This window comes from Streptomyces sp. NBC_01176, assembly GCF_045039825.1.
Classification (GTDB): Bacteria; Actinomycetota; Actinomycetes; order Streptomycetales; family Streptomycetaceae; genus Streptomyces.
Genome location: NZ_CP108600.1, coordinates 1,776,995 through 1,799,421 on the forward strand (window position 1 = coordinate 1,776,995; position 22,427 = coordinate 1,799,421).

Genomic DNA, 22,427 nt, shown 5'->3' on the forward strand with positions numbered 1-22,427 from the left:
CGTCCCTGATCTCTATCCGCGAGGATCTTCCATGAGCATCAAGCCCCCGCTGCCCGGCTCACTCGGCTTCGGCACCGCACCGCTCGGCAACATGTTCCGCGCCATCCCGGAAGAGGAGGCGGCGGCCACCGTCGAGGCCGCCTGGGACCAGGGCATCCGCTACTTCGACACCGCGCCCTTCTACGGCGCCGGCCTCTCCGAGATCCGGCTCGGCGACGTACTGGCCCGGCACCCCCGTGACGAGTTCGTGCTGAGCACCAAGGTCGGCCGGGTCATCCTGGACGAGGTCGAGGACCCGTCCGGCCGCGACCTCGGCGAGAAGGGCGGCCTCTTCGAACACGGCCGCCCGAACAAGATGGTCAACGACTACTCGGCCGACGCCACGCTCCGCTCCATCGAGGACAGCCTCGAGCGTCTGCGGACGGACCGTCTCGACATCGTGTGGGTGCACGACGTGGCGCAGGACTTCTACGGCGACGAGTGGCTGGCGGCCTACGAGAGCGCGCGCACCGGTGCCTTCCGTGTCCTGCAGAGGCTTCGCGAGGAAGGTGTCATCAAGGCATGGGGGCTGGGCGTCAACCGGGTGGAACCCCTGGAGCTCACCCTCGACCTGGACGAACCGAAGCCCGACGCCTTCCTCCTCGCGGGCCGGTACACCCTCCTCGACCACGAGCGGGCCCTGCAGCGCCTGCTCCCGGCCGCCGCGGACCAGAACGTCGACATCGTGGTGGGCGGCCCGTACAGCTCCGGAATCCTCGCCGGAGGTACCCACTTCGAGTACCAGAAGGCGCCCGCGCACATCATCGACAAGGTGGAGCGCATCAAGGCGCTGGCCGAGCGGCACGGGGTGGGTGTCAAGGCCGCCGCGCTGCAGTTCTCCCTCGCCCACCCGGCGACGACGGCCGCCATCCCCGGAGCCACCAGGCCCGGTCGGATCGCGGAGGACATCGCCGCTCTGGCGGAGAAGATCCCCGCGGCGTTCTGGGCGGATCTGCGCGCGGAGCGGCTGGTGGCACAGGACGCCCCCGTACCCGCCGCCGCCTGACCCCTGTCACCCCCAGCCCGACGGAGAATCCCGTGGCCACGACCACCGCATCCCTCGACATCCCCGCCTCGCCCGACCTCGTCTGGCAGCTCATCGGCGGCTTCGACTCGCTGCCCGACTGGCTGCCGTACATCCCCACCAGCGAACTCGCCGACGGCGGACGCGTCCGCAGTCTCACCAACGAGGAGGGCGGCGTGATCGTCGAACGCCTCGAAGCCTTCGACGACAGGGCCCGGACCTACAGTTACTCCATCCTCCAGGCCCCCTTCCCCGTCACCGGCTATCTCTCCACCCTCACGGTGCACGAGACCGCCCGGCAGGACAGGGCCCGCGTGGAGTGGTCCGGCAGCTTCACGCCGGACGGCATCAGCGACGACGAGGCCATCGCCCTGTTCCACGGCATCTACACGGACGGTCTGGCCGCGCTGCACCGGACCCTGACCTCGTCCGCGAGCTGACACGGGGGCGACGTCCGCCACCACCGGTCCTCCGCCGAAGACCGTCGAGCGGGCCGCGTGCCGCACGGGCGGGCGGGTCCGGGAAGCCCGCCGTGTTGGAGGTGCGCGGGTTCCCTGCGCGCACGGCGGACCTCCCGGCCACATGGTCCTCCTGCCCCGCTCCGCGGCGCGCGCGCACCAATACCGACATCTTCACGCAAGAGGCACACGAACGCGGGGCGGCCCCGGACCGATCGGTCCGGGGCCGCCCGCACCACCACCGGGTGGGAACTGGGTGATCTCTACCAGCGGTACCAGCGGCCACGGCTGCCACCGGTTCCGGCGGAGCGCATGACGAAACCGAGCAGCCATACGGCGAGCACGATCACGGCGACGATCCACAGGGCCTTCAAGGCGAAGCCGGCACCGAAGAGGACCAGAGCGAGCAGAAGAACGAGAAGCAGGGGAACCATAGTTATCAACCTCCGCAGCACCGAGTGCCCTGCCGACAACCGCCCATGCGCCCAAAGTTTATTTGTTTCTTATCCCTCGGACCGGCAATACGGAACCGCCCCGGCAGGGGGCAACGTCCCTCCCCCGGCGCCGGCTTCGCCGACCCGGACACCTCACACCGGAGACCCCAGCCATGCGCCGGAGTCTCGGCGGACACCCAGCGTGACGATCCACCGGACGATTCCGCGTCCGGGAGGCCTGCGCGGCGGCTACCGGGGCAGACGGCGTGGGTCGGGGGAGTCGCCCCCGGCCGAACGCCGCCGAAAGGCACCGATCCGTGGGAGCCCCGATGCCGACCGCCGTGCCGGAAAGACCTGCCGGACTGCCTCGTACATCATCGGAGGAGGCCGGCTCCGGAAGGCCGGCGGCCCTGCCCCGAGGCATCGGGCGGACCGCCGCGCGCATCGCCGCCCTGACGGCGTGCCAGGCCGCGCTGATGGTGGGATTCGGCCTCCTGATCACCGGCCCCGCGCGTGGTCTGTGGCCGCTGACGGTCGAGGACCGCGTCGACGAAGCCTTCGAGAGGGGCCGCACCGGCACCCTCACCACTCTGTCCTTCCTCAGCTCCGAGGCCGGCAACACCCTGACGGTCATCACGCTCACCCTGGCGGCCTGTCTGGTGCTGGTCCTGCTGCCCCGTCTGCCGATGTGGCGGCAGGCGGTCTTCCTCGCCGTCGCCGTCTCCCTCCAGTCGCTGGTCTTTCTGGCCATCACCTTGTCGGTGGACCGCAACCGTCCGGACGTGGACCGCCTCGACGCGTCCCCGCCCACGTCCAGTTACACGTCCGGCCACACCGGCGCCGCCACCGCCCTGTACGCGGGCCTCGCCGTAGTGGTGCTGGCACGCGGGCGCGGTCCCTGGCGGAGAGTCGTGGGGGTGCTGTTGCTCCTCATACCGCTGCTGGTGGGCATCGCCCGCCTCTACCGCGGCATGCACCACCCCACGGACGTCGTGGGCGGACTCGTCAACGGCGGCCTGTCCCTGCTGATCGTCGGGCGCGCCCTGCTGGCCGACAAGTCCGTGACCGCGCCGCCCTCGACCGGCTCGCCGACCGCCGACGGCACCCGCGCCGAGCAGCACCACGGCACCACGGCCGTGATCTTCAATCCCACGGTGACCGACGAAGCCACCCGGGTGTCCCTGCGACGGGTCCTGGACCACAACGGCCACCGTGCGCCGGTCTTCATCGAGACGACCCGCGAGGACCCGGGCAGCGGGCAGACAGCCCGCGCGATCCGTGACGGTGCGACGCTGGTCGTGGTCTGCGGCGGGGACGGTACCGTCCGGGTGGTCGCCGACGCCCTGGCCGGCAGCGGGGTCCCGCTCGCCGTCGTACCGTGCGGCACCGGCAATCTGCTGGCCCGCAACCTCGGCCTGCCGCTCTCCCCCGCCGAGGCCCTGGAGGCCGCGCTGCGCGGTACGTCGCACGCACTGGACCTCGGGCACATCGAGGGCGACGACCTCGCCCCCACCCACTTCGCCGCGATGTCCGGGGCCGGCCTGGACGCCGCGATGATCGAGCACACGGACGAACGCGCCAAGTCGGCCGTGGGCTGGCCCGCATACCTCCTGGCGGGCATCAGCACACTGCGCACCCCCCGGATGGGCCTGACCATCCGGCTCGACGACGCGCCCGCCCTCCGCCGTACCGCGCGCATGGTCCTCGTCGCCAATGTCGGCACCGTCCAGGGCGGGTTGACGCTCCTGCCGTCCGCCCGTCCCGACGACGGGCTTCTCGACCTCCTGATCCTCGACCCGCGGGGCCCCGGCGGCTGGATGCGCGCGGTGGGAACGCTGCTGCGCGGGCGGTCCCGGACGCCCCGGGGCACCGCCGTGGACACCCTCGCCACCCGGGACGGCGACCGGGCCGGCGTACCGGTGGAGTTCTTCACCTTCCGCCGCGCCGAACTCACCTTCGACTCCCCGCAGTCCCGCGAACTCGACGGAGACCCGGTCGGCCCGGGGCGCCGTCTCACCGCCGAGGTCAGGCCCGGCGCCCTGACCGTGCTCCTGCCGTCCCGGGAGAAGTGAATGGGTACCGCCACCAGGGTCCCCGAGACCCGTGACATGTCCGGCGAGGAACTGTCCGCGGACGAGGCGCTGGCGTCCCTGCGCCGTTACGGCCGCTGGCCGCTGCTGCGCGACTCGTTCATCCGGTTCCGCTACGCCGACGGCTTCAGTCACTCCCGGGCGCTCGCCCTGCAGACGGTGCTGGCCGTGATCCCGCTCGCCATCGCGTTCGTCGGACTCTCCACGACACTGCACTCGGAGGACATCGGCAGATTCGCCGAGCTGACGATCCACCGGATCGCCGCGGGCCCGAGCGCCCAGGTCGTCGACGACGCCCTGCGGCGCAGCCGCCAGACGGCGGGCGACGGCGCGCAGGTCGCCCTCTGGTTCGGTCTGCTCTTCTCCCTGGTCAACGTCACCACGGCGATGTGCCAGATCGAGCGCGGCGCCAACCGGATCTACGGGAACGAGCGGGACCGCCCCTTCCACCGGAAGTACCTGCGCGGCCTGGTGATGTCGCTCAGCGCCGGGATCCCGCTGGGGCTGGGGTTCGTCGTCATGGTGGCCGGCGGTGACCTGGCCTCCGCGGCGGTGACGGTGTACGGACTCGACGGCACGGCCAGGACCGCCTGGGAGATCATCCGGTGGCCGGTCGGGTTCCTGCTCGCGCTCATCTCCGCCAGCGCGATCTTCCGTCGCTCTCCCCGCCGGCAGCAGCCCGGTTACACCTGGCTGGCCTTCGGCGCCGCCGTCTACCTCGTGCTGTGGACGGCGCTGACCTGGCTGCTGAGCCTGTACCTCGGGGTGAGCGGATCCTTCGACACGATCTACGGCCCGCTCAGCGCCTTCATGTCGCTGTTGCTCTGGGCCTATCTGACCTCCATCGCCCTCTTCCTCGGACTGGCGTTCGCCGCGCAGCTGGAGGCCTCACGGGCCCTGCGGCCCGGTCCGATCCACCCCGACCCTGGAGTGTGAATGCCGGTGCGAACCGTGGCCCTGCGTCTCCGTGAGCAGCGACGCCGGGCGGCAGACCGCAGGTTCGGTGTCCGCCTGCTCGGGTCGGCCGCCGTCGCCGCGGTCGCCGCCGTGCCGTTCGGGCTCCTGCTCGTCCTCCTGGAGGGCCACTGGCAGCCCCTCCGCCGTCTGGACGCGGGCACCGCGCGACGGCTGCACGAAACGGCGCTGGAACACCCCGCCTGGACGAGCACGCTCCGCTTCCTCTCGGACCGGGTGTGGGATCCCGTCACCCTGCGTACGGCCGTCACGCTGCTCACGATCTGGCTGGTGTACCGCAGGGCGTGGCGGCTGGCGGCCTGGTCCGCCGTGACGGCCGTGGCCGGCGGCCTGATCGGACTGCTCGTCAAGACGGTGGTCGAGCGGGCCAGACCGTCCCTGGAGGATCCGGTCGCGCACGCCCCGGGGTTCTCGTTCCCGTCCGGGCACGCGATGACGGCCACCACCTCGTTCGCGGTGCTGCTGCTCGTCCTGCTGCCCCTGGTCCCGCGCGCCTGGCGGCCGCTGGGCTGGTGCCTGGCCGTCGTCTCGGTGCTCGGTGTCGGCTTCACCCGTGTCGCGCTCGGCGTGCACTGGTTCAGTGACGTGGTGGGCGGCTGGCTGCTGGGGCTCGCGGTCGTCGCCCTGACGGCCTGGGCCTTCGAGGCGTGGCGCGTCGATTCCGGCCGCGGGCACGCCGAGTTGACCGGCGGCCTGGAGCCGGAGCTCACCGGCGCCCACCCGGAACCGGGTCCGGCCGGCCGGGAGGTGTCCCACTGAGACGGGGTGGGTGCCGGGGACGAACTCCCCGGCACCCACCCCGTCGTCAGGAGGGACGATCCCCCGTCCCGGTCACCGTCACCGTGTGCCGGGGTGCAGATAGGCGCGGTCCACCGTCTGCTGCACCGTGTCGCCGGCCGCGTCCTTCGCGGTGACACGCAGCGTCACGTACGCGTCGCCGTGCACGCGGTTCGGCCGCTCCACGGTGGCGCTGAAGCCGCCGCCCTTGCGGGCCGTGGACGCGGTGGTCCAGGTCCGCCCGCCGTCGTACGACGTCTCGACCTTGAGAGTCACACCACGCGGTGCCGTCATGCCGTCCTGCATGCGGACGGTCAGACCGAGGCCGTACCTGCGCGCCCGGCCCACCGCGTTCCGCGCGTCGACGGGGACGGCGTAGTCGACCTGGAGCAACGGCAGCATGGCTGTCCGAGCCGCGGTGTCCGAGCGGAACGTCCACGACGTGCGCGTGCCGGTGGCGAAGTCCCAGTCGTCGGAGACGCGCGCGGTGGCCAGGTCCAGCCGGTACGCGGCGTCGCCCCCGGGCACCTCGATGTCGCCCCACGCGCCGTTGTCGGACGCGGCGATCTGCTTCCCGTTCCGGTACAGCGTCGCGGTGGCCGTGTCGGGCAGGTCGGCCGCCGCCGCGGACGAAGATCCGGCGCGGATACCACTGCCGACACCGCCGCTGGGGACCTCACCGAACGCCCAGTGGCCCGTGCCGGAGTCCGTGAACTCCGGGACGAACACGGACAGGGTGTCGCCGTTGCGCACCGACTGCCAGGCCGCGCCACGCGGGATCGACGGACGGACCACCGCTCCGAACCACCGCTCCGTGACGTTCTGGCCGGGGCGGTAGGTGCGCGGCAGATCGCTCATGCCGGCCATGAGCGGCATGTCGGGGTCACCGACGACATTGTGGCGGACGGTCTGACGCCACAGGGTGTCGCCGCCGGTCACGTACTCGACGCGCTCCTGGCCCGTCGGAACGTAGCGGGTGTACTGGTTCCAGGCGGTGTCCTGGTAGGGCCGCCACCCGAAACGCTGCTCGCCCGCCCACGACGTGGCACCCGTGCGGGTGTAGGTGCTCCGGACCACGGCGCTCTCGCGCTCGGAGACGGTGTACACCAGCGGCTTGGGGATGGAGCCCTTGGACACCTGCATCACGTCGTAGAGGTACGGGCTGCGCACCGTGCCGGTGAACTCCACCGTGGTGGACCCCGCCCTGGCGCGCTGGAGCAGCGTGGCGCCTTCCGCCGCGCCCGCGCGCATGGTGGGCAGCGCCATCCGGTCTCCCGTCGGGCTCCACCGCGTCCAGGGGTAGAAGCCGTCCTCCATGACCAGTACGAGTGCCTTGGCGCCGGCGTCCGCCGCCGCCCGCGCGAGCGCCCGGTCGTCGGTGAAGTGCCAGCGGACGACGGCCAGTTTGCCGCGCACGTGGGCGGCGCGAAGGTCGCCTGCCGTGCCGGTGCCGGCGTCCACGGCGGTCAGTCGTGCACCCTTGTCGCTGAAGGCCGGGGAGGCGTCCACGTAGTACGGGGTGAAGGCGAGCGACGTGCCGTGGACCTTCGCCCGCAGTTGGGGGGCCACCATCTGCCAGCGCGAGGCGAACTCGAAGTCGCCGTCGGTGACGCGTGCCGTGGGGCTGACGTAGATGCGCTGGGCGACGTCGAAGTACATCACGCCCTGGATCAGGCCGTTGCCGTCGATCTTCCGGTACGTCTGGTAGCTGAGCACACCGCGCTGTTCGGCGGGGCGGGGTGTGCGGATCTGCACCTGGACGGTGTCGGCGGCGTCGAGTGTCACCGACGTGTCCTTGGTGACCTTCACCTCCGGGTTGACGACCTCGCGCAGTTCCTCACCGTCGGCCGCCTTGTCGATCGTGTTGAAGCTGACCTGGTAGGTGCCCTCCTCCACTTCGGCGACGGCCGGTTCCAGGCTCGTGTAGTTCACGAAGCCGTCGGCACCCCAGATCGTCGGAGCGGCGCCTTCGATGACCTTGCCGTCGCGGTCGCGGGCGACCACGGTGAGCTTGTGCAGCGCGCCGTGCGCGTTCAGGGCGACGGTGGTGTGGGTGAGCACGGTGCCGTCGGAGGAGGTGGCGGTGACGTATCCGTAGTACTGGCCCCGAGTGGCCTTCGTGCCGTCGAGGCTCAGCGGCACCTCGGCCGTGCCGCCCGCGGCCAGTTGGACCTTGCCACTGCCGACGCCGACCACGCCGTCCGGGAGCGCGCGACCCGTGTTGGTGGCGAGGGCGGCGGTCAGGGAGAGCGTGACCGCGTGGTCACCGGTGTTGGTGTAGCGGACGGTGGCCGCCTGCTGCTGCTTCCCGGCAGCACCCACCTGAACCGGCGGGAGGGTGACGGAACCGGTGGCCGTGACGGAACCCATGGCGGTGGCCAGGTCGATACGGCCACCGCCCTGCTCGGTCACCTTGGTCGCGGGCACCTCGTGCGCGGTGCTGATCAGGGCGTCCTTGAGCTGCTGGGCTCCCCAGCCGGGGTGTTGCTGGGCCAGCAGCGCGACGGCTCCGGCGACATGCGGGGTGGCCATCGAAGTGCCGGACGCGGAGGTGTAGTTGGCGTCGACCGGCGTGCCCATCGTGGTACCGGAGGCCCGGGCGGCGACGATGCCGACGCCGGGAGCGGTCACGTCGGGCTTGACCGCCGCGTCGACCAGGCGCGGGCCGCGACTGGAGAAGGAGGCGAGGGAGTCGTCGCGGTCGACGGCTCCGACGGTCAGCGCGGCGTCGGCCGCGCCCGGCGAGCTGACGGTGGACATGCTGGGGCCCTCGTTGCCCGCGGCGACGACGAAGAGCGTGTCGGACGACGCGGTCAGGGCGTTGACGGCCTCGCTCATGGAGTCGGTGCCGTCGGTGGGGGTGCCCGAACCGAGGCTCATGTTGACGACCTTGGCGTGCTGCGCGGCGGCCCACTCCATGCCGTCGATGACGGACGACTCGCTGCCGTAGCCGTCGTCGCCCAGCACCTTGCCGATGAGCAGGTCGGCGCGGGGCGCGACACCGCGCCGGGTCCCGCCGGACGCGGCGCCCGTACCACCGACGATCGAGGCGACGTGCGTGCCGTGCCCGAAGGCGTCGTCGGTGCTCGTGCTGCCGGAGAAGTCCTTGGCCTCCGCTATGCGTCCGGCCAGGTCGGGGTGGTTCGCGTCGACGCCGGTGTCGAGGATCGCGACCTTGACGCCCTGGCCCTCGTAGCCCGCCTTCCAGGCGGCGGGGGCGTTGATCTGCGCGGTGCTGCGGTCCAGTACGGCTTCGACCCTGCCGTCCAGCGAGATCCGCGGGGTGACCGCGGCACGGGCGGCGTCCGACGTCGCGCCGGTGTTCAGCGTCTTCCAGAACGTGCCCAGGTCGCCGTCGGCGATCCGTACCGACCGTGCGTCGATGCTCGCGAGGTCACGGACGGGCGACGCGGACGTGTTGAGGGCCGCCAGCCGGTCGGCCGTGTTCCCGGCGGCCTGTGTCGCCCGAGCGGTGCTCCTGGCTCCGTTCGCCGACGGCCTGGAGGAGACGATCAGTGGAAGGGCGGAGGTGTGGGCCTCGTCGTAGCCCTCGGCGATCAGGGCCGTCACGTCGAAGAGCCGCCGGTCCAGCGTGCCCGCGGTGACCAGTGCCTCGGCGTCGGACGGCAGCACGGTGAGCGCCTTGTCGTTCCCCTCCAGTGTCCGGAAGGGGATGCTCTCGCGCCCCGGTCCGGGCTGCACCGACGCGGTGTGGCGTCCGCCGGGCAACGTGGTCACGGTCACCCGGTCACCGGTCAGGAGCCGCACGGTGGCGGAGACCGCCTTGTCGCGGGCGGTGATGCGCGCCGTCGCGTCCGCGCTCGTCCCGGCGGAGACGGGCGATACACCCCCGATCGTCGCCACCAGTACGGTCGATACAGCCGCCGATAGGCGCATCCATGCCATCAGTCAAGCACCTCTCATACAGCTCGCGGTCATGCGCTGTTCGACAGAATCCGCTGGTGTCACGGGACATGTCACTGCTCTCGGCTGTCACGGATGCGACATGTCCCAACGGCGACAGGGGGCGGGCGCGAGGCGGGCGCGGTGCCCGCCCCCGCGCACCGTGACAGCGTGGCGGACGGGCCGCAGCGTGGTCGGCGGGCGTCAGGCGAGGTGCCGGGTGAAGAACCTCAGCGTGCTGTCCGGTTCGTAGGCCGGGATCTCCCCGTGCCTGCCGGCGTTGGCGTGGAGCGTCTTCTCGGCCGAGGCCAACGCGTCGAAAAGCGCCAGGCCTTGGGCCCGAGGCACCCGCTCGTCGTCCCACTGCAGCAGGAACTCCACCGGCACGGTGATGCGCGCGGCGTCCGCGGCCGACGCCGACGCACCGCCCAGCCCAAGTACAGCGGCGCGGACCCGGGGTTCGGCGGCGACGAACGGAACGCCGAGTCCGCACCCCAGCGAGACGCCCCAGTAGCCCACCGGGCCGGCACCGACGTGCTCGAGCCGCTGGACCGCGTCCAGGACCGCCCGCCATTCCGGGACGGTCCGGCGGGCCACGAGCGCCTGGAAGCCGGCGATCAGCGGGGCCAACTCCTCGCCCGCGGCCACCCGAGCCTGGTTCTCGGTCGCGATCCGGTCGAACTCCTCGTCGACCGGCCGGTCGCCGTGGCCGGGCACGTCGACGGCCACGGCCGCGAATCCGCACTCGGCCACGATGCGGCGCGCGAGCGCCAGGATGTCGGGCGCCTTCTTGTGCTGTCCCCCGCCGTGTCCCATCAGGACCAGCGGCCGCGGACCGGTGGCGCCTTCAGGCGTCCACAGCGCGCCAGGAACCCCGTCGAGGGTGAAGAGCTGTTCAAGGACGCCGTCGAGCGACGTCCGAGAGGTGAAGCGCATGGCGTTTCAAGCCTTTCGGGATGCCTTCCGCGGGCACTCCCTAGGCCATACGAAGGAGGGAGACCCGACCTGTCACAGCGTTGATCGGTCTCACCTCCCTGGGGCGCGGTAGCAGCACGGCGGCGCCGAAGGTATCACGCAGACCCTCATCCGCGTCAGGGCCACGACGCCGCCAGGACGAACGGCGCCGGCTGCGGCACCGCGTCGCGTGGACCCCGCGTGGCCCTCGCTTCGCTGCGGGGAAGGCGGTCCCGCATCGGCCCGCGCCACCACCTCGCCGTGTGCGGCGTCAGCCGACCGTGACCTTGAAGGGGCTTCCGTTGCGGACACCCAGGACCGCCCTCACCGCCAGTGGTTCGGAGGAACCGTCCACGACGAACTCGGCCCTCCCGATGCCCAGTCGGGCGGATCTCTGTCCGCGATAGCGGAAGTAGACGGCTATTTCGTGCGGACCTGTGGTGACCGGGATTTCCGTCGTCCCCCACCGCGCCGCCGATTCGGTCCCGTCGACGTCCAAGAACGGGCGGGTGAAAGCCAGATGGAAGGGACGGGCCACCCACGAAGGCCGAATCTCGATGTCCAGTCGGGCCATCACTCGATCCTTTTCCCTGTGTCTCCGTCTGTGGTCTCTGGATGACGCCTTGACGCCGAACCTCCCCTCATGTCGGCCGAATTGGGCAGTGCCTGGCCGGAATCCGGCTGGCGAATGCCTCAGCCACGGATTCGCGGGAAGGTGCGGCGGAGAACACAGGCCCGGATCCCAGGCATCGGCGTCAACGCCCGCTCAGGTAAGCGGTCAGGCTCGCGACCGCGGGAACGGCGAGAATCCAGAACCACGCCATCGGGCGAGCGAAGTTCAAGGTCCGACCCCAGCCATAGCGCTTGGGCACGGTGAGGCGCTGGTCGTCCCGGTTCCAGTAGATGAACCCGAACCAGTGGTGATCAACGTCCTGGTCCATGACCGCCTCCCCGGACTCCCCCCTGACGGAACGAAAGTACCTCGCATGGAGGCGCGAAGTCCCGGGGTCGGCCTACCCCTTGGCGCCGCGGGAGCCGGTCGGGCCACTCACCTCTGGCCGCCAGGCCGGTCCCCACCCGCCTCCGCGAGCCACGCTGCGCGGGTCCGCCAGGTGGCGAGGGGCTGGGGCGGCAGCCCGCCGCCCACGTGAACTGGCCGGCGGCCACGACGGGCCGCGTACGGTCCGTGATCGTGACGGCCGTACAGCGCCGAGGTGGCAGAGAAAGCGCAAGCGTCCCGGGGAACGGAGAGGAGGGCCGGCATGCAGGAACGGACGTGAGGGAAACGATCGCAGTCGTGACGCGAACCCGGCTCCGGGCCCGCCGAACCGACCCGGTGCAGCTACTCGCCGAAAGTGACACGGACAGGGAAGTCGGTGCACGGAAGGCCCTCGGTGACACCACGCTACTCCGTCGACAGCCCGAACGGACCGGGCGTCCGGGCAGCGCGGCTCCCGCGGGCGAGCACACGAACCGCGCTCCCCCGGCGGGTACGCCCCGAATGCCTCCGCCGACCACGGGGACGCCAACGCCGGCTGACACGGCCGGAGACATGCCGTTGGCGCGCCCGGGCCGGGTGGGCCGGGCGCGCCGCTGGTGGTCGACTGACCGTGTCCGGGTCGACCCGGGTCGACCTGGGTCAGTCAGGGTCGGTCAGGGGTGGGGCGGGGTCAGTGGCGGCCGCCGCGGTGGCCGCCCCAGGTGACGGTGTCGACGAGGCGACGGTGGTCGTTGCGCAGGGTCGCGGTGTCGGCGCGCTTGTCCCACACCGAGGAACGACGGTCCTGGTAGAGGTCGCGGAAGGTGTCGCGGCCGATACCGGTGTGGACCCGGACGGTGGCACGGCCGCCCAGACGGTAGTGGTGGAAGGTGTACGTGCGCCCGTCACGGTCCGACAGCGTCCACCGGTCCAGGTTCACCGCCTGACGGGTGGTGTTGGTGATGTCCACCCACTCGTCGTTCAGGTTCGGACGGTGGTGACGGCTCGGGGAGTCGTAGTGCACGTGGCTGATCTGCACCGCCGCACGCGGCCGGGGCGCATGGTCGGCGGCGGCGGCCGGCAGCGCCGACGCCCCGGCCACCGCGGCCACGGTCACCGCGGCAGCGGCAAGACGACGGACAGTCACAGATGCGGACATGAAGTCCCCCTACATGGTGCTGGCACCCCCACCCCCACCGGCCTGATCCAGACCGGACGAGCGGGACTGCGTGTGCGAGTGGTACGACCGGCCCTTACTGGCCGACACCCACACCATGCCCCCACCCCGACCCGATGTGGGCGATACCTGGAGGTGCGTTACGGATCATCCATACCGCCGTAACACTCACATGTACCGACCATTCACCCGCCGAACGCACCAAGTTGACGCACCAAAACCCCCACACCCCTTGCCCACACCCGCCCCCACCCCACACCCGCCACACCCCGCCACCCCACCCCCGACCAACCCATCACCCGAAAGTGGATCACAGACCTTGGCGGCGCGGGCCGGCCTCGGAACGCACTCCGGTGCGCGTCCCGTGGAGATCCGCCGGCCCGTGAACCAGAACACGCCCGTGCTCGGCGCGCTCAGCGGCCCAGCGCGTTGCGCAGCTGCTGCTTGTTCATCGTGGAGCGCCCCTCGACGCCCTTCTTCCTGGCCTCTTCGTAGAGCTGATCCCTCGTGGGCCCCTGAGCACCGGTGTGGGAACGCTCGCCGCCGCGCTGAGGTGCGGACTTCTTGTCGCGCAGGGAGGTCTTGGAGGCCGTCTTCGCCTCGCCCGACCTGGCCCGCTCCTTGTTCACCGTCCGCGCGGCGATCTCCTTCGCCCTTCCGGTGGAGACACCGCGTTTCTCGGCACCCTCCTTGATGTGTTCGTACTGACGCTCGCGCTTGGGACTGGAACCTGCCGGCATGACCCTTCTCCTTACCGTCCGGTGACGTGACAGACCGAGCGGGCCGACCACATGCCCGATCCCCCAGAGCGCCTTCCCAAGGCGGGGGAAGGCATGCGACGGGCGCCCGCCCCCACCACTCCAGCCGAAGACCGCTCCGCCCGCGAGCCAGGAACGCCGACCGAGCGCGGTCGCCGGCGGAAGGTCAGCCGGACGGCCGGACGGCCGATCAATGCGCACGTCGTGCCGATGCCCACCTGCCGAGCCGGCTCAGGGGACGTCGGTGTCGTCGTCCGGGATGCGGTGGACGGCGGCCTCCTCCGCCGAGGCCGCGCCGCCGTCGATGCCCACGTCCTCGGCGAACATGTCCTTGTCGGCGTCCTCGTGGGCGCCCCCGTCCCGCGCCACGAGACGGCCCGCGCGGTCCTGGCCCACCTCGTCGTCCAGCGGCTCACCCTCACCGTCCGGGAGGTCACCGAGACCGTCGTCGCCCTCCAGTTCGGCCAAGGCCGGGTCCGCCACCTCCTCCGCCAGCCGCTGGTCCAGGGTCTCGCCCTCCCGCTGCTCCCGCGCGGTCGTGCCCTGGTGCTCCACTCCGAGCGGGCGCTCGGGCGGCGACCAGCCCTCGTCGTACGGGGCCGAACCGCGGTCGTTGAGCGTGTCCTCCGGGTCGAGGATGCCCTCGTCCTCGCGCCCCTCGGGGCCATCGGGCTGGTAGACCTCGTCGCCCATGACTTCCTCGTTGTCCTGACTGCCCATGATGTGTGTGACCTCCGGGACGGATGCGTGCTCTGCGGCCCGCGTATCCAGGCTGCGGCACACCACACTTTCCGGCGCGCCGGATCAGCGTCGCGGAGAAAGCGAAGCCCACGGCAAGGTCCCGATCGACTTCGGCATGATGTGGTTCAAGGGCCAGAAGATCGGCCCAGAAGGTCGGCACGGGCCAGGCCCCCGTCAAGCGCTACAACCGCGCCCTGCGCGACCTGATCGCCGGCGGGAGGGCAGAACCGAGTTTCATCGTCTCTCACGAGCTGGATCTGAGCGAAGCGCCCTCGGCCTGCGAGCACTTCGACAACCGCGACGACGGCTGGACCAAGGTCGTCCGCCACCCCGACGGCATCGGCTGAGCCGAGTCGGTCGAGCCCTGTCACAGCGAACCGCGAACGCCCAGGTTCTCGTGGCCGAGGGTGCGGCCCGTCTCGAACGACGTGCGTCCTTCGTACATGTGCCGGTCGGAGCCGCAGATGTTGGTGGTGGTGATCCTCACCAGAATGTCGCAGGGATGCTCGATCCTCGCGTCCGGCACATCCTTCCCGACAGCGTCCGCGGTCCCTCGTATACGGCCGCCTTCATGAGATACCCACCTCAATCTCGCCAGTCGAACGCAGGGCAATACCGCGCACCTCCACGACGACCTGACGACGGACGCGAAACGCGGGATCGGCTCATGAAAAGGCTCGAATGAGCCACGATTGCTTCGTCGCTACAAGGGGTTCGACACGGTACGACATGACGCGCTCGTGTCTCTTCCTCGGCCCTTCCAGCGTCCCACCGGGCCGTTCGATGTCAAATGGCGACGGCGCTCGGGCTCAGCGGTCGGCCGGACGTCGGCAGGCCGGGCACAGGACGAGGCGGCCGTCCGGATCCGGTGAGACGACAGTCCCCCATCCACGGCATTGATCGCAGTCCCGGGCCCGGGCGACGTCCACACGCGGGTCGGCGGTAGAGGGTTCGGGGCGGGCTGCTGGGGTCATGGCGTGCTGCTCCTCGGGCATGGGGGCGACGACAGAGCCATCGTCGTTGCCGATGTATACCCGCGTTGCGGCTGTCGCGGATGCGGCGGGGCGGCACTTCCCACCCGGAAGACTTCGGCCCAGCCGCGTCCCGACGTCCTGAGACATTCGATGTGTAGCACCCGGGACGCAGGGCACCCGGCGTTCCGGGAAAACGTCACCGAATTCGATGGCGCCTGTACAACCCCGCATTTTCTGACAGCGGGGAAGCGAAAAATATCGAAGAAGGAGCCGTTTTTATGAGCGACAACATCTGGGGCTACCAGCCGACCACCGGCCACACCGCGGGCACCGACCTGATCGGCTACAAGGTCGAGGCCACCGACGGCAGCATTGGCAAGGTCGACAAGCACTCGGACGACGTCCACTCCTCCTACCTCGTGGTCGACACCGGCGTATGGATCTTCGGCAAGCACGTCCTGCTGCCCGCCGGCACCGTGACGACGATCGACCAGGCCGAACAGAAGATCTACGTCGCTCTCACCAAGGACCAGATCAAGGACTCCCCCGAGTTCGACAAGGACAAGCACGTCGGCGACGCCGGCTACCACGAGCAGGTCGGCACCTACTACCAGGGCCAACGACGCGCCTGACCCCACCGCACCACCCCACGAGTGGGGGCCCGCCGCATCCTTTCCGGCCGGCCCCCACTTCACAGCTGACGGCGCGGTGACAGGACCGGAGTCCCCGGACCGGTGTCCCGGATCGCCGGCGCGCGACGTTCACCGCGGCCCCGGGCCGAAACCGGCACGTGTGCGGACATGGTGAGCGGGAAACCGGTCGTAAACCACACAGGACGAGAGGCGTTGCCGCGATGCTCGAACCTCACCCCAAGGTCGTGCGTACACTCCTCGCGCGCTATGCGGAGGCGCGCTTCGCTCATGCGCACGCCGAGGACGCACGCACGGCAAGGGTCCTTGCCGATGTCGCCTACACCCTGTGTGTGACGACCGGGACGGCAACGGTGGAGGACGCCATCGCCGCCGCGGACGTCCTCCTCGAACGATCCCGTAGCGGCCCCGGTGCCCCGGACGACAGCGGTGCACCGGACGACACGGCGCAGGCGGAGCTCGCGGCGTAGAACCAGAACGTAGATCCACGACGTGCGTCCAGGACGCGGCACGGCGTCCGTTCCTCTCCCGGATGCGCGTCTCCTTCCTCCGCGCCCTCGCCCTGACCGGACCCGCACGGGTCTGCTCGGCGCCGAACAGCGGCACGCCGGCCCGGAATCGCGGCGCGGCGGTCCTGCACGACGAGCCGACAGCGGGCGGGACGCGCCGGTTCGCAGCACAGTGGAAGAGAGCCGATGTCCAGGAGGTGTGTGCTGATGTCCGGTGGTCTGCTGCCCTCGGCCGAGGTCGAGCCGCCCGCGGATCCGCACCCGGACGACAGCGGGGCGCTCCTCCCGGCCTCGGCTCGTCGTGAGGCTGCCACCGTGTTCACCACCGTGGTCGAGGAGATCGCGTCGGGGAAGGCCGAGTTCCCCCTGCCGGGCTCCGGCCGGACAGCACGCCGGTTCGCGGCTCTGCGGGCCGTGGCGGAACAGGATCTGAGCGCGGCACGCCTCGTGGAGGGGCACGTCGACGCGGTCGCCATCCTCGACGAGTTGGGCGCACCGCCTCCGGCGTCCGGCGAACGCTGGGGGGTCTGGGCCGCCGAACCTCCGGGCGAGGGCCTCACGGCGACGGCCACGGGAGCCGGATGGGAGCTCAGCGGCCTCAAGCAGTACTGCTCGGGAGCGCACACGTGTACGCATGCCCTGGTCACCGCGCGGACCGCGCAGGGCAAGGGCCTCTTCGCCGTGGAGACGGGCGCCGCCGGATACAGTCCGCTCGCGGGCACGTGGCAGGCGGTCGGTATGGCCGGCAGCGACACCCCTGACGTGCGCTTCGCCGAGGTGCCCGCGATACGGGTGGGCGGTGTCGGTTCCTACGTCGACCGGCCCGGCTTCCAGCACGGCGGCATCGGTGTGGCCGCGTGCTGGTACGGCGGTGCGATCGCCGTGGCGAGGATTCTTCGCGAAGCGGCACGGCACCGCGCCGAACCCCACACCGACGCGCACCTCGGTACGGTCGACGTCCAACTGCACGCCGCGTGGGCCATGTTGGAGCAGGCCGCCGCCGAGATCGACCGGGACCCGCAGGACACGAGGGGCGAGGCCCGGGTGCGCAGCCTCCGCGTACGTGCCTTCGTCGAGTCCGTCTGCGCCCAGGTCCTCGCCCGGGTGGGCCGGGCCACCGGGGCGGGACCGCTCTGCCACGACCTCCGGCACGCCCGGAACGTCGCCGACCTCACGGTCTACATCCGTCAGCACCACGCCGAACGGGATCTGGCCGAACTCGGTGCGCTGCTCGCCCGGCCGGAGGACGAGCGGGGCGACCAGCGATGAGCGCGCCCCTCACGGGTCGCTTCGACGACCCCATCCAGGCCCCCGGCACCGAAGAGCGTCTGTGGCGCGAGTGGTCCGGCTGGGCCGGCCTGCCGGAGATCACACTGCCCCGGTCCGGCCGGGTGGTCGTCGTGGCCGCCCACCCGGACGACGAGGTACTGGGCTTCGGCGGGTCCCTCGCGCTGCTGGCCGCCTCGGAGGCCGAGGTGACGGTGGTGGTCCTCACGGACGGCGAGGGCTCTCATCCGCACAGCAGAACCGTCACTCCCGAAGAGCTGGTACGGCTGCGGGCGGCGGAGACGCGGGCCGCGTTGGCGGAACTGGGCGCCGCGCACGTCCAAGTCGTCCGCTGGGGGGTCGCCGACACCGAGGTCGCGAAGCACGAGCGCCGCATCACCGAGCGCCTTCACCCGCTGGTCACCGGCGCGGCTCTCGTCGTCGCCCCCTGGACGGGGGACGTGCACAGCGACCACGAGGCCGCGGGCCGGGCCGCGCTCGCGGCGGCCGGGGACGCGGCGACCCCCTGTTGGCTCTACCCCGTGTGGATGTGGCACTGGGCACGCCCGGACGATCCGAGGGTTCCGTGGCACAGGGCCGCGCGCGTCACCCTGACCGAGCCCGTTCGGGCCCGGAAACGTGCCGCGGTCGCGCGGTACGCCAGCCAGATCAGGCCCCTGGGACCGGACCCGGAGGACGCCGCGATCCTGCCGCCCGAGGAGATCGCCCACCATCTGCGCGAGCGTGAGGTGGTCTTCCGGTGAACACCCCGGCGTCGTACTTCGAGGACATGTACCGCCACTCCGCCGACCCCTGGCATCTCGCCGAACGCTGGTACGAACGGCGGAAGTACGACCTGACGGTCGCCTCTCTCCCCCGCAGGCGTTATCGACGGGCTCTGGAGCCCGCCTGCTCGGTGGGCGAGCTGACGCTCCGTCTCGCGGAGCGCTGCGACGAGGTCCTGGCGTGCGACCGGGTGGACTCGGCGGTGGCGACGGCCGCCGCCCGTACCGCACACCTGCCCCAGGTGACGGTCCGCCGGCTCACCCTGCCCGCGGAATGGCCTCCCGGCACCTTCGACCTCGTCGTGCTGTCGGAAGTCCTCTACTACTTCGACGAGGACACCCTCGACGACGTCCTGAGGCGCACGACGGCCGCCCTGGAACCCGGAGGAACGCTGGTCACGGTGCACTGGAACCATCCCGTCCCGGAGCATCTGCGGACCGGGGACGAGCTGGCCGGGGTTCTCGCCTCCGTACCCGGGCTGTCGCCGGCGGCCGATCACCGTGAGGTCGACTTCGTCCTCCAGACCTTCGGCCGGACGGCACCGGACGGAACGCCGCCGCCGTCTCCCGCCGCCGCCGAGCGTCTCGTATGACGCGTCGTCGCAGACCCGTCGGCCGCCCCGGATCGGTGGCGGTCATCATCCCGGCCCACAACGAGGAGGGACTGCTCCCCGCTTCGCTCGCCGCGGTCCACACCGCGGCGGGCCATCCGGGCCTGGAGGGAACCCGGGTCCTCGTCGTGGTCGCCGCGGACAGCTGCACCGATGCGACGCCCGAGGTGGCGCGGCGGGCGGGTGCGCTCACCGTCGCCGTCCGCGGCCGGGGAGCGGGAGCGGCCCGCGCGGCGGCGGCCCGCGCCGCCCTGGGAGTACTGGGTGGCGGCGACGGCGTGTGGATCGCCTCCACGGACGCGGACAGCGTCGTGCCGGCGGACTGGCTCGACTTCCACCTGTCGTACGCGGCGCGGGGCTGGGACGCTCTCGTCGGCACGGTGGTCCTGGACCGTCACCCCGCGGACGCGCGCCGGCTGACGGCCGTCCACCAGCGGCTGTACGAGAAGTCCCGGCCGCCCGGGGGGCTGCCGTGGCACCACCCGCACGTCCACGGCGCGAACCTCGGGCTCACCGCCCGGTCCTACACCCACGCGGGCGGCTTCCCTCCCCTGCCGGTCGGTGAGGACCACGCCCTGGTCCGTGCCCTCCAGCGGACGGGCCACCGGATCCTGCGCACCCCCGACTGCCCCGTCACGACGTCGGGCCGGCTCCACCCCCGCGCTCGCGGCGGGTTCGGCGAGTACCTGGCCCGCCTGGCCGCACAGGAAACCGCCTGAGATCCGGCGCGACGTCGGTCAGCGGGCGAGGAACGGGAGGACGTGCGGCAGAGGTGGCTTCGACCGGGGGACGATGTCCCCCGGAGCCCGTGACCGTGCGTCCGGGCCGGGGCATGCCGACGGGGCCGGCGGAAGGTACTTCTCCGCAGGCCCCGGGGCTGTGCAAAGGGAACGTCGGTCGGCAGGACGGGTTTTCGACTCAGCCTGCGGCGCGTCTGCCGGGGTCCGTCCCCGGCAGCGGGTTCGCGTCGCCGTACCCGCGCGGGGCGCGGATCCGGAAGTGCCGGTCTAGAAGTAGTGTTTGCGGCCGCCGACCGAGCGACCGCTCGCACCCAGGATCCACAGGACCGCGCCGACCACGACGAGCACACCGCCCACGGTCGTCAGCAGTGACACACCGACCAGCAGGCCGATGACGAGCAGGATGGCGCCAAGGACAATCATGTCGATTCCGATCTTCAAGTCTCTTCGGTGCGTGCGGGCCCTCGTCCGGGCTCACAGCACCCTCTTCCCGCCCGCTGCGTAGCCCGGGACAGGTGAAATCCGGTCGGCCACCTGGTCGGCGGCCACTGGATCCCTGTCGTGCAACGTCCGTGTGCCCCGCTCTCGGCCGCTCATGCCGCCCCTTCCGCGGAGATCGTCAGCGGGCGGACGTGAGGTGCTCGCGGTGCCTGACGTGCCCGGTGAAGCGGTGGTCCGGCGTCGGGGCACAGGTCCGGGCGGGTTCCTCCCCGTGGGAAGACGTGCCCGAGGCCGGTGAACGCACCCGGCCCGGCTCCCCCGTCGGTGGGCAGACCGTTCGGGTGCAGTCGGGGCCACAGCGGGACGGCGGCGTGCTGCCGGGTAGTCGTTGTGCATGAACACTCACGTCCCCGGCACCTCCACCCGTACCTGGACACCCTCGGCCCTGGACACCGCGTCGGCATGGTGGCTGACGGCCCTGGACCGTATCGAGCGGTCGGGGGCCGCGGATCCGGCGATCCGGCTTCTCCAGCGGGGAATCCGCTCACTCCCGCTGGGCGAGGTGCGCGATCTGCTGCGCGGCAGGCCGCTGGGCCATCCGGTGCATCCCGTTCTGGTCCAGGTACCGATCGGCTGCTGGCTGTCGGCCGCCGTACTGGACATCGCGCCGACAGGGCACCGCGCGCCGACCACCCTCACGGCCGTCGGTCTGGCCGGGGCCGCCCCGGCAGCGGTCGCCGGCTGGGCCGACTGGGCGGACCTGCCGCCCGAGCAGGCCCGGGTCGGACTGGCCCACGCGGTCTCGAACGTGGCCGCGGTGGCCTGTTTCACCGCGTCCCTGACGGCGCGACTGCGCGGTCGCTCGGCGAAGGGCCGGCTGTGGTCGTTGGGCGGGCTGGCGGCGGTCGCCGTGAGCGGTGCGCTGGGCGGGCACGTGGCCTATCGGCAGGCCGTCGGAGCGCATCCCGCGGCCTGAGGGCCGTACCGTCACCCGCGTTCGAACTCCGCCCGCCGGGCGGGTAGTGTTTTCGGCTGTTCCCGGCCCGGGTACCGCCCCTCGGCGGGCTCTCGGGCTCACTTTCGAATCGATGGGTATGCATTCCCCCGCGGCGGGTACGCGAACATTCGTCGGCCTCCATCAGCCGGCGGCACGGGGGCTGGATCACATGGGAGGGGCCAGGCATGACAGTGACCGAGACGACAGAGGCACGGCCGACGGTACTGCCGGAGATCGCCGACCCGTCGCGAGTCGCACCCAAGGACGCCCGGCAGCTGTCCAGGCTGTTCTTCGACCAGCTCGGCGTCCTGGAAGAGGGCACGCCCGAGTACCAGTACGCGCGCAACACGCTCATCGAGATGAACGTCTCCCTCGTCCGCTTCGCGGCCGCCCGCTTCCGCAGCCGCAGCCAGGACGAGATGGAGGACATCGTCCAGGTCGGCACGATCGGACTGATCAAGGCGATCGACCGGTTCGAGCTCACCCGTGAGGTCGAGTTCACCTCCTTCGCCGTCCCCTACATCGTCGGTGAGATCAAGCGCTTCTTCCGCGACACCTCCTGGGCGGTCCACGTCCCCCGCCGCCTGCAGGAAGCCCGCATCCAGCTCGCCAAGGCCACCGAGGAACTGAGCAGCCGGCTGGGCCGCACCCCCACCGTCAAGGAACTCTCCCAGCTGATGTGCCTCAGCGAGGAGGAGGTCAACGAGGCTCGCCTCGCCTCCAACGGTTACGCCTCCTCCTCCCTCGACGCCGCCATCAACTCCGGCGAGGAGGGTGAAGCCGCGCTGGCGGACTTCATCGGCGCCGACGACAGCGCCCTCGAACTCGTCGAGGACTTCAACGCCCTGGCCCCGCTGATCGCCGAACTCGACGACCGTGAACGGCGCATCATCCACATGCGGTTCGTCGACGAACTCACCCAGGCCCAGATCGGCGAGCACCTCGGCGTCTCCCAGATGCACGTCTCCCGCCTGCTCAACCGCACCCTCGCCAAGCTCCGCACGGGCATGCTCACCACTCGCTGACCCCACAGCGCCTCTTCCCGTTCCGTTGCCGCCTCGCACCGGCGAGCCTGTCTCGCCGGTGCGGGGACCGGTACTGATCGCGCACACGCAGGTCAGTGGCTGTGCGCGACGGGTTCGCCA

22 protein-coding genes and 2 pseudogenes are annotated in these 22,427 nt (G+C 71.5%); 14 read left to right on the forward strand and 10 right to left on the reverse strand.

Annotation, left to right across the window (positions count from 1 at the left end; genetic code table 11):
• Positions 1-31 precede the first annotated feature (31 nt).
• Together OG199_RS07420 and OG199_RS07425 are read left to right on the forward strand one after the other, a co-directional pair.
• On the forward strand, positions 32-1,045 hold the full coding sequence (locus OG199_RS07420) for an aldo/keto reductase (RefSeq protein WP_356804455.1): 1,014 nt from the start codon (positions 32-34) through the stop codon (positions 1,043-1,045).
• Between the two features lie 32 nt (positions 1,046-1,077).
• Complete coding sequence (locus OG199_RS07425) at positions 1,078-1,503, forward strand: SRPBCC family protein (protein WP_356804454.1); 426 nt, start codon at positions 1,078-1,080, stop codon at positions 1,501-1,503.
• Between the two features lie 281 nt (positions 1,504-1,784).
• Here OG199_RS07425 and OG199_RS07430 read toward each other — a convergent pair whose 3' ends face one another.
• Entirely contained in the window at positions 1,785-1,955 is a 171-nt protein-coding gene (locus tag OG199_RS07430) for a hypothetical protein (protein WP_054229772.1), read from the reverse strand.
• Between the two features lie 329 nt (positions 1,956-2,284).
• On the opposite strand from OG199_RS07430, the gene OG199_RS07435 reads away from it, so the two are divergent.
• Genes OG199_RS07435 through OG199_RS07445 form a run of 3 tightly spaced genes read left to right on the forward strand, consistent with a single transcriptional unit; the run spans position 2,285 to position 5,779 of the window.
• Complete coding sequence (locus OG199_RS07435; RefSeq protein ID WP_405828685.1) at positions 2,285-4,027, forward strand: diacylglycerol kinase family protein; 1,743 nt, start codon at positions 2,285-2,287, stop codon at positions 4,025-4,027.
• Positions 4,028-4,981 carry a YihY/virulence factor BrkB family protein gene (locus OG199_RS07440; protein WP_356809446.1) on the forward strand — a complete coding sequence of 318 codons (954 nt, stop codon included), beginning with the start codon at positions 4,028-4,030 and terminating at the stop codon, positions 4,979-4,981.
• On the forward strand, positions 4,982-5,779 hold the full coding sequence (locus OG199_RS07445) for a phosphatase PAP2 family protein (RefSeq protein WP_401810533.1): 798 nt from the start codon (positions 4,982-4,984) through the stop codon (positions 5,777-5,779).
• Between the two features lie 78 nt (positions 5,780-5,857).
• Here OG199_RS07445 and OG199_RS07450 read toward each other — a convergent pair whose 3' ends face one another.
• The 7 genes from OG199_RS07450 to OG199_RS07480 all read right to left on the reverse strand — a co-directional run bounded on the left by OG199_RS07450 (position 5,858) and on the right by OG199_RS07480 (position 14,288).
• The gene (locus OG199_RS07450; RefSeq protein ID WP_405828688.1) at positions 5,858-9,703 is read right to left on the reverse strand and encodes a S8 family peptidase; all 3,846 of its coding nucleotides are present in this window, start codon (positions 9,701-9,703) and stop codon (positions 5,858-5,860) included.
• A gap of 201 nt (positions 9,704-9,904) precedes the next feature.
• On the reverse strand, positions 9,905-10,636 hold the full coding sequence (locus tag OG199_RS07455) for a dienelactone hydrolase family protein (protein ID WP_405828690.1): 732 nt from the start codon (positions 10,634-10,636) through the stop codon (positions 9,905-9,907).
• 289 nt (positions 10,637-10,925) lie between these two features.
• Positions 10,926-11,228: a hypothetical protein gene (locus tag OG199_RS07460; RefSeq protein WP_401810537.1), complete on the reverse strand. Its 303-nt coding sequence runs from the start codon at positions 11,226-11,228 to the stop codon at positions 10,926-10,928.
• Between the two features lie 181 nt (positions 11,229-11,409).
• The gene (locus OG199_RS07465) at positions 11,410-11,595 is read right to left on the reverse strand and encodes a DUF5808 domain-containing protein (RefSeq protein ID WP_356809325.1); all 186 of its coding nucleotides are present in this window, start codon (positions 11,593-11,595) and stop codon (positions 11,410-11,412) included.
• A 729-nt stretch (positions 11,596-12,324) separates the two neighbouring features.
• The gene (locus OG199_RS07470) at positions 12,325-12,792 is read right to left on the reverse strand and encodes a lamin tail domain-containing protein (protein WP_405828692.1); all 468 of its coding nucleotides are present in this window, start codon (positions 12,790-12,792) and stop codon (positions 12,325-12,327) included.
• Positions 12,793-13,223: 431 nt separating this feature from the next.
• Positions 13,224-13,550, reverse strand: coding sequence for a plasmid stabilization protein (locus OG199_RS07475; RefSeq protein ID WP_356809394.1), 327 nt, complete (start codon positions 13,548-13,550; stop codon positions 13,224-13,226).
• Between the two features lie 249 nt (positions 13,551-13,799).
• Complete coding sequence (locus OG199_RS07480; RefSeq protein ID WP_405828694.1) at positions 13,800-14,288, reverse strand: DUF5709 domain-containing protein; 489 nt, start codon at positions 14,286-14,288, stop codon at positions 13,800-13,802.
• Between the two features lie 85 nt (positions 14,289-14,373).
• On the opposite strand from OG199_RS07480, the pseudogene OG199_RS07485 reads away from it, so the two are divergent.
• Positions 14,374-14,656, forward strand: a pseudogene (locus tag OG199_RS07485) (aldehyde dehydrogenase); the annotation flags it as partial.
• Between the two features lie 38 nt (positions 14,657-14,694).
• Here OG199_RS07485 and OG199_RS07490 read toward each other — a convergent pair.
• Positions 14,695-14,882 (reverse strand): annotated as a pseudogene (locus tag OG199_RS07490) (alcohol dehydrogenase catalytic domain-containing protein); the annotation flags it as partial.
• 679 nt (positions 14,883-15,561) lie between these two features.
• Here OG199_RS07490 and OG199_RS07495 point away from each other — a divergent pair.
• From OG199_RS07495 to OG199_RS07520, 6 genes are all read left to right on the forward strand, one after another.
• Positions 15,562-15,915: a PRC-barrel domain-containing protein gene (locus OG199_RS07495; protein ID WP_356809099.1), complete on the forward strand. Its 354-nt coding sequence runs from the start codon at positions 15,562-15,564 to the stop codon at positions 15,913-15,915.
• Positions 15,916-16,136: 221 nt separating this feature from the next.
• Positions 16,137-16,403: a DUF5133 domain-containing protein gene (locus tag OG199_RS07500; RefSeq protein WP_356809098.1), complete on the forward strand. Its 267-nt coding sequence runs from the start codon at positions 16,137-16,139 to the stop codon at positions 16,401-16,403.
• 246 nt (positions 16,404-16,649) lie between these two features.
• Positions 16,650-17,711, forward strand: coding sequence for an acyl-CoA dehydrogenase family protein (locus tag OG199_RS07505; protein ID WP_405828697.1), 1,062 nt, complete (start codon positions 16,650-16,652; stop codon positions 17,709-17,711).
• Positions 17,708-18,472 (forward strand): PIG-L family deacetylase, encoded by a 765-nt coding sequence (locus OG199_RS07510; RefSeq protein WP_356809096.1) that lies wholly within the window; start codon positions 17,708-17,710, stop codon positions 18,470-18,472. Before OG199_RS07505 ends, OG199_RS07510 begins: the two co-directional genes overlap by 4 nt.
• Entirely contained in the window at positions 18,469-19,086 is a 618-nt protein-coding gene (locus OG199_RS07515; RefSeq protein WP_356809095.1) for a class I SAM-dependent methyltransferase, read from the forward strand. Before OG199_RS07510 ends, OG199_RS07515 begins: the two co-directional genes overlap by 4 nt.
• Positions 19,083-19,823: a glycosyltransferase gene (locus OG199_RS07520; protein WP_401810544.1), complete on the forward strand. Its 741-nt coding sequence runs from the start codon at positions 19,083-19,085 to the stop codon at positions 19,821-19,823. The genes OG199_RS07515 and OG199_RS07520 overlap by 4 nt, the downstream gene beginning before the upstream one ends.
• Positions 19,824-20,111: 288 nt before the next feature.
• On the opposite strand, the gene OG199_RS07525 is transcribed toward OG199_RS07520, so the two are convergent.
• The gene (locus tag OG199_RS07525; protein WP_248002543.1) at positions 20,112-20,267 is read right to left on the reverse strand and encodes a DUF6131 family protein; all 156 of its coding nucleotides are present in this window, start codon (positions 20,265-20,267) and stop codon (positions 20,112-20,114) included.
• Positions 20,268-20,679: 412 nt separating this feature from the next.
• Between OG199_RS07525 and OG199_RS07530 the strand changes: the two genes are divergently transcribed.
• Entirely contained in the window at positions 20,680-21,261 is a 582-nt protein-coding gene (locus OG199_RS07530; protein WP_405828700.1) for a DUF2231 domain-containing protein, read from the forward strand.
• Between the two features lie 206 nt (positions 21,262-21,467).
• Positions 21,468-22,307: an RNA polymerase sigma factor SigF gene (locus OG199_RS07535; protein WP_401810549.1), complete on the forward strand. Its 840-nt coding sequence runs from the start codon at positions 21,468-21,470 to the stop codon at positions 22,305-22,307.
• The last annotated feature ends 120 nt before the right edge of the window (positions 22,308-22,427 follow it).

Excerpts from the sequence above, each read along its gene's own strand:
- OG199_RS07420 (WP_356804455.1), top strand. The coding sequence starts at position 32 with ATGAGCATCAAGCCCCCGCTGCCCGGCTCACTCGGCTTCGGCACCGCA.
- OG199_RS07430 (WP_054229772.1), bottom strand. The coding sequence starts at position 1,955 with ATGGTTCCCCTGCTTCTCGTTCTTCTGCTCGCTCTGGTCCTCTTCGGT.
- OG199_RS07435 (WP_405828685.1), top strand. The coding sequence starts at position 2,285 with ATGCCGACCGCCGTGCCGGAAAGACCTGCCGGACTGCCTCGTACATCA.
- OG199_RS07440 (WP_356809446.1), top strand. The coding sequence starts at position 4,028 with ATGGGTACCGCCACCAGGGTCCCCGAGACCCGTGACATGTCCGGCGAG.
- OG199_RS07445 (WP_401810533.1), top strand. The coding sequence starts at position 4,982 with ATGCCGGTGCGAACCGTGGCCCTGCGTCTCCGTGAGCAGCGACGCCGG.
- OG199_RS07450 (WP_405828688.1), bottom strand. The coding sequence starts at position 9,703 with ATGGCATGGATGCGCCTATCGGCGGCTGTATCGACCGTACTGGTGGCG.
- OG199_RS07455 (WP_405828690.1), bottom strand. The coding sequence starts at position 10,636 with ATGCGCTTCACCTCTCGGACGTCGCTCGACGGCGTCCTTGAACAGCTC.
- OG199_RS07460 (WP_401810537.1), bottom strand. The coding sequence starts at position 11,228 with ATGGCCCGACTGGACATCGAGATTCGGCCTTCGTGGGTGGCCCGTCCC.
- OG199_RS07465 (WP_356809325.1), bottom strand. The coding sequence starts at position 11,595 with ATGGACCAGGACGTTGATCACCACTGGTTCGGGTTCATCTACTGGAAC.
- OG199_RS07470 (WP_405828692.1), bottom strand. The coding sequence starts at position 12,792 with ATGTCCGCATCTGTGACTGTCCGTCGTCTTGCCGCTGCCGCGGTGACC.
- OG199_RS07475 (WP_356809394.1), bottom strand. The coding sequence starts at position 13,550 with ATGCCGGCAGGTTCCAGTCCCAAGCGCGAGCGTCAGTACGAACACATC.
- OG199_RS07480 (WP_405828694.1), bottom strand. The coding sequence starts at position 14,288 with ATGGGCAGTCAGGACAACGAGGAAGTCATGGGCGACGAGGTCTACCAG.
- OG199_RS07495 (WP_356809099.1), top strand. The coding sequence starts at position 15,562 with ATGAGCGACAACATCTGGGGCTACCAGCCGACCACCGGCCACACCGCG.
- OG199_RS07500 (WP_356809098.1), top strand. The coding sequence starts at position 16,137 with ATGCTCGAACCTCACCCCAAGGTCGTGCGTACACTCCTCGCGCGCTAT.
- OG199_RS07505 (WP_405828697.1), top strand. The coding sequence starts at position 16,650 with ATGTCCGGTGGTCTGCTGCCCTCGGCCGAGGTCGAGCCGCCCGCGGAT.
- OG199_RS07510 (WP_356809096.1), top strand. The coding sequence starts at position 17,708 with ATGAGCGCGCCCCTCACGGGTCGCTTCGACGACCCCATCCAGGCCCCC.
- OG199_RS07520 (WP_401810544.1), top strand. The coding sequence starts at position 19,083 with ATGACGCGTCGTCGCAGACCCGTCGGCCGCCCCGGATCGGTGGCGGTC.
- OG199_RS07525 (WP_248002543.1), bottom strand. The coding sequence starts at position 20,267 with ATGATTGTCCTTGGCGCCATCCTGCTCGTCATCGGCCTGCTGGTCGGT.
- OG199_RS07530 (WP_405828700.1), top strand. The coding sequence starts at position 20,680 with ATGAACACTCACGTCCCCGGCACCTCCACCCGTACCTGGACACCCTCG.
- OG199_RS07535 (WP_401810549.1), top strand. The coding sequence starts at position 21,468 with ATGACAGTGACCGAGACGACAGAGGCACGGCCGACGGTACTGCCGGAG.